We start from the raw sequence: 11,122 nt of genomic DNA on the forward strand, positions 1-11,122 counted from the left end.
GGAGATCATCGCCGATCATGTGGCCCGCCTGCGCGGTCTGGTGGCGCGTTTCATCAAGGGGGAGCTCGGCTACATGTCGCGGCCCTATCCGCAATTCGCCAAGGCCTACAATGATTACGACCATCTCGCCCGGGTCAGGGAATGGTCGGTCAGCGGCGGCGGCGATGGACAGAGCGCATGAGCGGTGCGAGCATGAGCGGCGATCCGATCAGCGATACGACGGCGCGCCAGCGCCGCGCGGCGATGCCCGATCGCTCCGCCTGGGTGTCGGCCAATGCCGGTTCGGGCAAGACCAAGGTGCTCTCCGACCGGGTGCTGCGCCTGCTGCTGGAGGGAGTCGCGCCCAACCGCATCCTCTGCCTGACGTTCACCAAGGCGGCGGCGGCCAACATGCAGATGCGCGTCTTCGACCGCCTCGCGGCCTGGGTGACGCATGACGATGCGGCGCTCGCACAGGCTCTGCGCGATCTCGACGGGCGCGAACCCGATGTGGCGCGGCTCGCCCTGGCGCGGCGGCTCTTCGCCCGCGCAGTGGAGACGCCGGGTGGGCTCAAGATCGGGACGATCCATGCGTTCTGCGAGCGCCTGTTGCATATCGCCCCGTTCGAGGCCGGCGTGCCGGCGCGGTTTGCCATGCTCGACGAGGTGCAGGGCGCGGTTCTGTTCGATGCGGCGATGTCCGACACGCTCGCCCATGCCGGCGCCGATGCCACGATGCGCGCGGCCTTCGATATTCTTGACGCGGCCCATGGCGGCGGAGACGGGCGAACCGCTCTGATCCGGGCGGCAATGCGCAAGCGCGCGGTCTTGCGTGACGATGATGCTTTCGAAAAGGCGCTCGCCGAGATCCGGGCAAGGCTCGAAGTCGGCGAAGGCGAGAGCCTCGCCGCGCTGGAAGCACAGATCCTCGATGGCGGGATTCCGGTTTCGGAATGGGCCGATCTGGTGGCGATCCTGCAGACCGGCGGCAAGACGGACAAGGATCGCGCTGATGCGCTGATCGCTGCTGCCGCGACGGATGATCCGGCGCAGCGAAGCGCCTTGTATCTGACGCTGTTCTTCACGAAGGAGGGGCGGGGCACACCCGCCAGGTCGCTTGGCACCAAGACGATCCCGGACCACGTCAAGGAACGCCTCGCCGCCGAGCAGGAACGGCTCGTTTCCCTGCGCATGCGGATGGGGCGCATCGAGGCCTGGCAGCGCACATGGGCGCTTTTCACCGTCGCGCGCGATCTGTTCCGGCGTATCGAGGCGCGCAAGGCGCGGCTCTCCATGCTCGATTTCGACGATCTGATCGGCAAGACGCGTGATCTGCTGGCCGGCCCCGCCGGCGGCTGGGTGCTCTACAAGCTCGATCGCGGCATCGACCACGTCCTCGTCGACGAGGCGCAGGATACCAACCCGGCGCAATGGGACATCCTGCGCGCGGTGACGGGCGATTTCTTTGCCGGTTCCGGCCAGGCGGGGAATGCGCTGCGCACGGTTTTCGCGGTGGGAGACGAAAAGCAGTCGATCTATTCCTTCCAGGGCGCGGAGCCGCGCAAGTTCTCGGAAAGCCGGCGTTACTGGCAGGACAAGGCGAAGGGCGTCGCCCGGGCCTTCGAGAACGTGCAACTCACCGTCTCCTTCCGCACGGCGCCTGCCATTCTCGAAGCGGTGGATGCGGTCTTTGCCGATGAACGCAATTTCGAGGGCTTGAGCTTCGAGGACGAGATCACCGGCACGTCGCATCAGAGCAGCCGCATCGGCAAGCCCGCCCGGGTCGAGATCTGGCCTTTCGAGCGGGCAGAGGAGGCGCCCGATCCCGATGCCTGGACGCATCCGCTGGACGAGCCGGATGCGGCATCGCCGCCGGTGCGGCTGGCGCAGCGGATCGCGCAGGCGGTGGAGGCCTGGACGCGCGAGGGTGATGCCACGGGGCGGGTCTGGCATCCCGGCGAGATCCTGATACTGACCCGCAGCCGCAACCCGGCCTTCTTCGCCACGATCCGCGCCCTGAAGGATCGCAGCATCCCCGTCGCCGGTGCCGATCGGCTGGACATCGCCGCCCATATCGCCGTGCAGGATCTGGTGGCGGCCGGGCGCGCGGCGCTTCTGCCCGGTGATGATCTTACCCTCGCCACCGTCCTGAAATCGCCGCTCGTCGGCTGGGACGACGACGATCTCATCCGCATCGGCGTCGATCGCGGCGATGGCGTGAGCCTGTATGATGCGCTCGAACGCCATGCGGAGGCAGGGGATGCCAAGGCGCAGGCTGCGCTCGCGCACCATGCGCGCTGGCGCGATCTCGCCGCGCGGCACGGCCCCTTCGCCTTCTTCGCCGCCCTGCTCGGGCCCGAGGGCGGGCGCCGGCGTCTCGTCGCGCGGCTGGGGGTCGAGGCGGGTGACGCGATCGACGCCTTCCTCGCGGAAGCGCTCAATGCCGAACATCCGCAGACACCGTCCCTCGCGACCTTTCTGGAGAGCTTTTCCGGCGCCGAGCGCGAGATCCGCCGCGATCTCGAAGCCGAGGGGCGCGAGGTCCGGGTGATGACCGTGCATGGCGCCAAGGGGCTCGAAGCGCCGCTGGTTCTGGTCATCGACCAGGCGACCCGGGCGGGCAATCACGGGGCGGCCCTGTACGATATCGGCGGGGCGCTGCCGGTCTGGTCGCCGGGCAAGGAGAGGGAGCCGGAGATTCTCGCCGAGGCGCGCGCTTGCAAGGAGGCGGCGGATGCGCAGGAGCGTAACCGGCTGCTCTATGTGGCGCTGACCCGTGCCGCCGATCATCTCGTCCTCGCCCCCTATGGCGGCAAGAAGGACAAGGAATTGCCCCCCGATTGCTGGACAGCGCGGATCAGCCGGGCGCTCGAAGCGGGATCCTACGGGCTCGAGGAGACCGAAATGCCCTATGGCACGGTCGGCTTGTGGTACGACCCGGCGCTTGCCCCCGCCGCGCCGCAGAAAAGCGCGGTGGTGGCGCCGCAGGCCTTCCCCTTGCCCGACTGGCTCACCCGGATGAGCGCCCCCGAGCCGGAGCCGGCGCCGCCCCTGCGCCCGTCCAGCGCGCTCGGCGCCTCTGATGCGCCGGCCAGCCTGCGCGATCGCCCCTTCGACCCCAGCGCCCGCCAGCGCGGCGTGCTCATCCATGCCCTGATCGAGCGCCTGCCGGCGATCCCGGCGGATCGGCGCGCGGAAGCGGCCCGCGCCTTCGTCGCCGCCCGTGCCGGCGGGCTCGACGCGACGATGCGCGCGGCCATCGTCGCCGATGCGCTCAAGGTAATCGAGGATGAACGCCTCACGCCACTCTTCGCTGCCGATGCGCTGGCCGAAGCGCCGGTCTCCGGCCTGGTCGGCGTCGGGGAGGCGGGCGCACGCGTCGGGGTGACCGGCCAGATCGACCGGCTCGCCATCGGCGCGGACGCGATCTGTTTTGCCGATTTCAAGACGAGCGCCCGCCCGCCCGATCCGGACGCCCCCCTCTCGCCGCGCTATCTCACGCAGATGGCGCTCTACCGGGCGCTGCTGGCGCAGATCTATCCCGACCGGACGATCCGCGCCTTCATGGTCTGGACGGCGGGGCCGCAGGTGCGCGAGCTTCCTGCGGCGGATCTCGAGGCGGCTCTGCGGCTGATCGCGCCGCCGGAACCGGGCGGGTGAGACACATCTTCGTGTGCAATGTCATGTCCGGCATGGTGCGTAACTTGCGAGAGTGCCGACAGGCGCATATGTGTTGGGAAATCAATCGAGAAAGGTGACGCCATGGCGACCGTAAATGTGACCGATGCGAGCTTCGAGACCGACGTTTTGAAATCTTCCGAACCCGTCGTGGTGGATTTCTGGGCCGAATGGTGTGGCCCCTGCAAGATGATCGGCCCCGCTCTGGAGGAGATCTCCGAGGAGATGGGCGGCAAGGTGAAGATCGCCAAGCTCAATATCGACGAGAACCAGGCCGTCGCCGGCCAGCTCGGCATCCGTTCGATCCCGACGCTCATGGTCTTCAAGGACGGTGAACTCGCCGGCCAGAAGGTCGGTGCGGCGCCCAAGGGCGAATTGCAGAAGTGGATCGCCGGTTTCGCCGGCTGATCTGCGGGGCGCATTGCCCGAACTGGCATGTTACGGCCCCGTCAGCAGAACTGGCGGGGCCTTTTTTCGTCAGGCATGCACGGTTTGGCCGGGAGTGCGCGGGGCAGACATTTGGCCGCAGATGCGGTCGAGCCGGTCATTTTCCGGAACCGACAGCGTAGCTTCACAGTTTCTTCTGGCAAAGGAGGAACTTCATGCATCGCATCACGCTACGCGAAATTTCCGCGCTGACGCACGATACCAACCGCCTTGTTTTCACGCGGCCCGAGGGCTACGACTTCACGCCCGGCCAGGCGACGGATTTCGCCCTCGATCAGGATGGCTGGCGCGAGGAGAAGCGGCCGTTCACCTTCACGAGCCAGCCGGACGAGCCGATCCTCGAATTCACGATCAAGAGCTATCCCGATCATGACGGCGTCACCAAACGCATCGCGGATCTGCGCCCCGGCGACACGGTGCTGATCGATGAGCCATGGGGGGCGATCAATGATCAGGGCCCCGGTGTCTTCATCGCCGGCGGGGCGGGGATCACGCCCTTCATCCCGATTTTGCGCAGGCGCGCGCGAGACAACAAGCTCTCCGGGTGCACGCTGATCTTCTCGAACAGAACCGAGCGCGACATCATCCTGCGCGAGGAATGGGAGGGGATGCCCGGGCTGGAATGCATCTTCACGGTGACTGACGAGAACGGAGCTACCGTGCCGCGTCAGGACATAACGGCGGATTTCCTGAAGGCCAATGTCCCCGACTGGAGCAACAACGTCTATATCTGTGGTCCGCCGCCGATGATCGAGGCGGTCGAGAAAGCCGTGAAAAGTCTCGGCGTGTCAGACGAGCATATCGTCACCGAAGAGGCGTAACGCTCAGCCGCGCGGCGCGCGCCACCCCGCCGCGCGGGCTTCCTCTTCCGTGCAGAACCAGCGCTGACCGCGACTCTCGTCGATCCGGGTGCGGCTGTAGGAAGAACTGTCCGGGGTGTGATAGATGCGCTCACCGTGTCGGTTGATGTTGCCCTTGATGGCACAATCGCCGGGCGGTTGAAGGCCGGAGCCGGCATCCTGCGCGGCTGACGTGCTGCCGGTCGCGCCGACATCAGGGATCAACATATGCTGCGGATTACGCCGATGGTCCCACGGCGCCTGAACCGTACCCGCCCAGATACCGCGCCCGGCTTCGCGCGCCTCATCCTCCAGCCCGGCATAGTCCAGACTGAAGCGACGATAGGCGAAGGCGAGGCCTTCCGCCACAAGGGTGGCGTTGAGATTGGTGCTGTCCGTGAAGCATTCACCGATGATACGCTGGTAGCGGTCGATATCGCGCTCGCTGCAATGCACCGGATCGTCGCCGATCAGGGCCGCAAGTCGCTCCGTCGCCGCGTCACCGCAGGGCCAGGGTGCGCCTTGCGGATCGAGACAGGCCTGATCGGATTCCGGTGCATCGATCCCGTGCAGGCGGATGCGGTGCTCGCCCAGACTGATGGTATCGCCATCGACGACGCGCACCAGGCCGGTCAGACGCGGCGCGAGCGTGCCGCCGGAGCGACCATCCGTGATGACGACCGGCTCGACGGTCGATGGCCCGTTTTCGCCCTGCCAGGGAGCCTCATCCCAGAAAGCCAGCGCGCCGATCAGGGCGATAATTATCAAAGAGGCCAATCTTGAATTCATGTCCGGTACGATCTGCGATTCGAAGTCAAATTATGCCTCTTCCCTAAAGGAAGATACAATCCTCTCGTCATGATTCAGCGTGGGATGAAGTATCGTGCCGGGGTGCTGCCTGCAATTTTCCTGACGATCCCGCGCGTCGCCAGCGCTTCCAGCGCGTCGCGCACATGGGCGCGGCGCTGCTTGCTGCCCTTTCCTGCAAAGGCTTCGGCGATGGCGATATCGGGGGCGGGGGACGGGGTCGCGATGAGCAGGCGGCGCACCAGACGCAGCTGTTCGGCGGTATCTTTCGGCCATTTGATGCGCAGATCCTGCGGGGCGACGACGAGATCGGCGAAGAGCTGCTCGTCCGGAGACGCGGGCAGCTTGTGGGCCAGCCGCGAGATCTGGAATTCCGGGCGCAGCCAGCGCACCTGGCCCTGCTGTTCTTCGCGCTGGCGCTCCTGGTTGAGCGCGACGAGGGTGCTCAACAGCTCTTCCTCTGCGGAAGCGAGCGCTGGGGGTTTCTCTTGCGACAGCGGTGTCGTCGCGCCGGGCTGGCCGACGAGAGCCGGCGCGAGATGGTCGAGCCCGTAGGCCTCGAGCACGGCGGCGTCGATCTCGTCATGGATCTCGGCCAGAACCGAGATCAGCCCGGCCTCGTGAAAATCCCGCTCGGCCTCGCTCATCGGCTCCCTGACGAGCCCCGCCGCGCGAAGGCGCAGCTGTTCGAGCGCGTTGTAGAGCCCGGTCATGGTGATGAAGGAATGGGCGGCGATGCGCTCCTTGCGGAACGCGTCGAGCTTCTCGCCGAGCTTGCGCAGCCGCTTGCGCAGGGCGGCCTGCGGATGGTGGTCGGGCAGGCGCGGATTGAGGCAGGGCGGGAAGGGGAAGGTGTCGAAGACGCGGGTCTTTACATAGACGCTGTCGAGGGCATAGACCCCGATTTTCCCGGCATTCGCCTGGAACCACCAGCAATGCAGTGAGGAGGAGAGCACGGCGAGCAGAGCCGCGTCGTCGCTGCCGATATTGATCAGCTTGTTATCCGGGCGCACATCCCCGTCGAGGAATTGAAAAAAGCGGTGCTTGGCGGTCTCGATGGTGGTGATGTAGCGCGGCAGGCCGTCGAGGAAGGCGCGCAGTTCCTTGTGGGTCGCGCCGAACCACCACCAGTTCTCGCGCCGGAACTTCATGTTGTTCTGGTCGCGCTCCGGTTTCACCCGTTCGAGAACGTGCTGGTAGACAGCCGGGAAGCGCGCCTTGACCTCCTCGCGCGCCAGCGGGTAGAGATCGATCACCTTCGCCCCGCGCGGGCGCCCGGCGATGTCGCGGCCATTGCGGTAATCGCGGATATGGGCCTCGAGCCCTTCGATGCGCCCCAGCCCGAGCGTCTTTGCCTGTCGCGGCGTGACCATGAAGCCCGCGCCGTGCAGCACGACGCCACGGCTGCACAGCGCCTCGTTGGCGGCGAGCGCTCGCGCCTGGCTCAGATCGGCGCCGAGCGTCAGCTTCGCCCGGATCATCCCGGTCCTGCGCGCGAGCTCGACGCGCGGGGTGTCGGTCTTCAGATCGGCTTCCTCGGTGACGGTTTCGAGCGCGCCCTCATGCCGGCCGCGCTCGCATACGGTCATCGCGATCCGCACGGCGGCCTTGTCGGGTGCCTTGAGCCAGGGATGATCGGGGATGGCATAGACCAGCGAGAGCGGCTCGCGCGCTTCGAGATGGCGCTCGATGACGCGGCGGGAGAAGGTCTGGGTGATCGAATTCGTGGTGATGAAACCGAAGCGGATCAGCGGGTTGGGGGCCTGTTTCGTTGGCTTGCGCAAGAGCCGGACTGCCGCCTCGTCCCAGAAATGCATGACGAAATCGGCGCCGCCGGGAACCTTTGGGCGCGCCTTGCGGCAGGCCTCCCGGTAACCGTCGCCGAGTTCCTCGCGCATGTCCTTGCCGCCGATGAAGGGCGGGTTGCCGATGATGAACTCGACTTCCGGCCAGGGCGCCGGGCGCGGATTTCGGTAATCATGAACCGGGATCCGAGCGCTCGGATCAGGCACCGGATCGCCGGTGACCGGGTGCGGGCGATGGCTGACCCCGTCCCATTTCGTGACCGGCGCGCCGCTATCGTCGCGGTGCGGGATCTTCGCATCCGCATCCAGAATCGCATCCTGTTGGCGGATCGCGCCATAAGCCTGCAGGATCGGCTCGGGCAGCGAGGCAAGGCTCGTCGTGCGGCGCTGCCATTTGATATAGCCGATCCAGAGCACCAGATCGGCGATGGGGACGGCGCGGGGATTGAGTTCCAGCCCGTAGAACTCCTTCGGGCCCACTGTCTCACCTTCCATGGCGAGACGCGCCTGGTCCTCGCCCAGCGCATCGAGTGCTTCCAGCACCTCCCCTTCGAGACGCTTGAGCATTTCCAGCGCCACATAGAGAAAATTCCCGGTGCCGCAGGCGGGATCGAGCACGCGGATGGTGCACAGGCGGTGGTGAAAGGCGCGGATGACGGCGACGGCGCCGCGATCATCGCCCGCTTCGTGCAGGACATCGGCCCGGGTGCGCGCCTCGTCCCATTCGGCGCGCAGCGGATCGAGGATGGTGGGCACGACGAGGCGCTCGACATAGGCGCGCGGCGTGTAATGGGCGCCGAGCCGCGCCCGCTCGCGGGGGTCAAGAGCGCGTTCGAGCAGAGTGCCGAAAATCGCCGGCTCGACATCGCGCCAGTCATAGGATGCGGCGATGGCGAGTTCGTTCAGCTCTTCACAGGCGAGCGGGAGCGCGGTAGCGTCCTTGAACAGGGTCCCGTTGAAGCGCTTGATCGTCGCCATCAGGCGCGGCTCGTAGCCGCCACTATCCATCCGCCGCCACAGATCGGTCAGCGCCGGTACGGCATTGTCCGGCTTCAGCCTGAGCTGGCCGAGGAGATCACGAAAGCCGCGTGCGGGGAGCAGGCCGGAATCCTCGGCGAACATGGTGAAGAGGCAGCGCATCAGGAATTGCGCCACCTCGACCGGCTCGTGGCGCTTCTCCAGCCGGCGCGCGACACGGGCGAGGCGCGCGGCGATGACCCGGGTCACCCGGGATGCGTGGCGGGTCGGGTCGAGCTTGCGCGGTGCGATGAAGACCGCCCGCAGGCGCTTGCGGATATCTTCGCGGCGCAGATCGTCGAGGTTGATCCGGTAGGAATTGCGATCGGGGAAATGGGCGTAGTTCTTCCCCAGCCCGGAGAAATCGGCATAAATCTCGATCGCCTGCCCGACATCGACAGTGATCAGGAAGGGTGGGTAGCCGTGATCGACGGGCAGGGCGCGCGCATAATTTTCCGCCTGCCGCCGCGCCTCGGCCATGACGCGGTCCCAGCCCGGTCGGGCGACGCGGCGCGCGGGCGCATCCGGAGCCTGCCGGCGCTTCGATTGCTTGGCTTCCAGGATGAAGTGATCGCGCTTGTAGCAATCGATATAGCCGGGCGTGGTGGTGCCGTCGGGATGCCTGAAATCGACGCGGCGCTCGAACACGTAGTCGTTGCGCTCATGATCCGGCCCGGCCATTCCCGGCGGCGCGACGTCGAGCGCTTCGCAGAGCTTCTGCACGAAGATCTGGTAGTTCGAGCGCTCCGCCCCGCCAGAGGCGGCCTGCGCTTCAGCAATGAAATCTTCGAGCATGACCAGCTGCACACGTATTGCGGGTGCAATCAGTCAATACAACTTATGAAATAGTTGTCTAGCGCGATTATGCGCGCTAAGCGTGCATAAAGTTAATTTTGGGTTGTGTCTATGGCTGGCGAGAGAAAGCGGCCAGACGCTCCCGTACGCTGTCGACCAGATCCGCTGTTGCCGAAATGATCATCGAGAAACGCGCATAGGCGAGCAATGTGGTGCCGATGCCGAAGACATGTGCTGAATCGCTTTGGATGCGGCTCCATGCCTCTATGGCCTCGGTATTGTCCTGCCAGGCATTGAAGTTGATGGCGACACAATTCCACAACAAAATTGCCAAGGGTACCGTCGAGAACGGATAGCTGGATATCTGTTTGACGAGATGGAACAAGTGATCCCAACTGATCCGCAGCAGCATCAAGACCACACCCGCCAGCAGAGCAAACAGCACGCCAAACACTATCGTCAGTGTCGCAACCGCTTCCGGCCCGAGAACAGCCATCACATGAATCGTATCGTCAGGACGCTGTATTGCCGTCAGGCCAAATCGCCCGAAGAAGCTTCGGTAAGCCGATAACCAACGCAGCAACCAAGGTGGACAGGAGGAAGATGGCCGGTTCGGTCAGGCCCGAGGCGAGTTGTGCAATCGCGGCAACGATAATCGCCACCGTGCAGAAAAGCCTGATCGTATCAACCAGATTCCGCGACATGCTCTTCACCGAAAGTTGCGCCAAGGTGCGAACTGCCATACTCGAATATATCCTGTTTGGCCTGTGTTTGTATGCAATTATATAGTGTTTTTTGTGAGATATGGCAATCTTTAATCGCGTTCCACGTGATTTTCGCGAACCTGTCGCCGTCGCTCACCCCCTCTCCCGCCGCAGCTTGTCCCACCATTCCATCCGTTTGCGGATGTCGCGTTCGAAGCCGCGATCGACGGGATCGTAGAAGCGTTGCCGACCGAGTTTCTCCGGCCAGTAATTCTGCCCCGAAAATGCATCCGGCGCGTCGTGGTCGTAGACGTAGTCCGCGCCGTAGCCCTCCTGCTTCATGAGTTTCGTGGGTGCGTTGAGGATGGTCTTCGGCGGCATCAGCGAGCCGTGTTCCTTCGCCGCGCGCATGGACGCCTTGTAGGCATTGTAGAGCGCGTTCGATTTCGGTGCCGTCGCCAGATAGACGGCGGCCTTTGCCAGTGCCAGCTCGCCCTCCGGCGAGCCGAGAAAATCATAGGCGTCCTTCGCCGCATTGGCGATGGTGAGGGCCTGCGGGTCTGCGAGCCCGATATCCTCCACCGCCATGCGCACCAGCCGGCGCGCGATGAAGAGGCGATCCTCGCCGCCATCGAGCATGCGCGCGAGATAATACAAGGCCGCGTCGGGATCGGAGCCGCGCACGCATTTGTGCAGGGCGCTGATCAGATTGTAATGGCCCTCCTGTCCCTTGTCATAGATCGGTGCCCGGCGCTGGATCACGTTGACGAGCCCAGCCGTGTCGAAGCGCTCGTCTTCGCCGGCGGAGCGCCAGAGTTCCTCGGCGAGGGTGAGCGCGGCGCGCCCATCGCCATCGGCCATGCGCGCGAGGGCTGCGCGGGCGTCGTTGTCGATGGGGAGGGGGCGCTGCATGATCGCTTCGGCGCGGGTCAACAATTGTGCGATCGTCTCCTCGTCGAGGGCATGGAAGGTGAGCACGCGGGCGCGCGAGAGCAGCGCCGCATTGAGCTCGAAGGAGGGATTTTCCGTGGTCGCGCCGACCAGCGTGATG

9 protein-coding genes are annotated in these 11,122 nt (G+C 65.5%); 4 read left to right on the forward strand and 5 right to left on the reverse strand.

Annotation, left to right across the window (positions count from 1 at the left end):
• From VKP01_RS10505 to VKP01_RS10520, 4 genes are all read left to right on the forward strand, one after another.
• On the forward strand, window positions 1-181 hold a 181-nt coding region (locus VKP01_RS10505; protein ID WP_324412093.1), incomplete at its 5' end, for a hypothetical protein.
• A complete protein-coding gene (gene addA, locus VKP01_RS10510; RefSeq protein ID WP_324412094.1) occupies window positions 178-3,639 on the forward strand; it encodes a double-strand break repair helicase AddA in 3,462 nt (1,153 codons plus the stop codon). The genes VKP01_RS10505 and addA, both read left to right, overlap by 4 nt.
• A 102-nt stretch (window positions 3,640-3,741) precedes the next feature.
• On the forward strand, window positions 3,742-4,065 hold the full coding sequence (gene trxA, locus VKP01_RS10515; protein WP_324412095.1) for a thioredoxin: 324 nt from the start codon (window positions 3,742-3,744) through the stop codon (window positions 4,063-4,065).
• A gap of 194 nt (window positions 4,066-4,259) precedes the next feature.
• Window positions 4,260-4,925, forward strand: a complete 666-nt coding sequence (locus VKP01_RS10520) for an FAD-binding oxidoreductase (RefSeq protein ID WP_324412096.1) — start codon at window positions 4,260-4,262, stop codon at window positions 4,923-4,925.
• Window positions 4,926-4,928: 3 nt separating this feature from the next.
• Here VKP01_RS10520 and VKP01_RS10525 read toward each other — a convergent pair whose 3' ends face one another.
• The 5 genes from VKP01_RS10525 to VKP01_RS10545 all read right to left on the reverse strand — a co-directional run.
• Complete coding sequence (locus VKP01_RS10525; RefSeq protein WP_324412097.1) at window positions 4,929-5,720, reverse strand: thermonuclease family protein; 792 nt, start codon at window positions 5,718-5,720, stop codon at window positions 4,929-4,931.
• Window positions 5,721-5,806: 86 nt separating this feature from the next.
• Window positions 5,807-9,367: a class I SAM-dependent DNA methyltransferase gene (locus VKP01_RS10530; protein WP_324412098.1), complete on the reverse strand. Its 3,561-nt coding sequence runs from the start codon at window positions 9,365-9,367 to the stop codon at window positions 5,807-5,809.
• A 109-nt stretch (window positions 9,368-9,476) separates the two neighbouring features.
• Window positions 9,477-9,863, reverse strand: coding sequence for a hypothetical protein (locus VKP01_RS10535; RefSeq protein ID WP_324412099.1), 387 nt, complete (start codon window positions 9,861-9,863; stop codon window positions 9,477-9,479).
• A gap of 16 nt (window positions 9,864-9,879) precedes the next feature.
• Window positions 9,880-10,110: a hypothetical protein gene (locus VKP01_RS10540; RefSeq protein ID WP_324412100.1), complete on the reverse strand. Its 231-nt coding sequence runs from the start codon at window positions 10,108-10,110 to the stop codon at window positions 9,880-9,882.
• Window positions 10,111-10,224: 114 nt separating this feature from the next.
• The coding region (locus VKP01_RS10545; RefSeq protein ID WP_324412101.1) for a replication-associated recombination protein A at window positions 10,225-11,122 on the reverse strand (898 nt) is incomplete at its 5' end.

The sequence above is a fragment of the Saliniramus sp. genome, from assembly GCF_035311605.1.
In the GTDB taxonomy this organism is placed as follows: Bacteria; Pseudomonadota; Alphaproteobacteria; order Rhizobiales; family Beijerinckiaceae; genus Saliniramus.

Excerpts from the sequence above, each read along its gene's own strand:
- VKP01_RS10520 (WP_324412096.1), top strand. The coding sequence starts at position 4,260 with ATGCATCGCATCACGCTACGCGAAATTTCCGCGCTGACGCACGATACC.
- trxA (WP_324412095.1), top strand. The coding sequence starts at position 3,742 with ATGGCGACCGTAAATGTGACCGATGCGAGCTTCGAGACCGACGTTTTG.
- VKP01_RS10535 (WP_324412099.1), bottom strand. The coding sequence starts at position 9,863 with ATGGCTGTTCTCGGGCCGGAAGCGGTTGCGACACTGACGATAGTGTTT.
- addA (WP_324412094.1), top strand. The coding sequence starts at position 178 with ATGAGCGGTGCGAGCATGAGCGGCGATCCGATCAGCGATACGACGGCG.
- VKP01_RS10540 (WP_324412100.1), bottom strand. The coding sequence starts at position 10,110 with ATGGCAGTTCGCACCTTGGCGCAACTTTCGGTGAAGAGCATGTCGCGG.
- VKP01_RS10530 (WP_324412098.1), bottom strand. The coding sequence starts at position 9,367 with ATGCTCGAAGATTTCATTGCTGAAGCGCAGGCCGCCTCTGGCGGGGCG.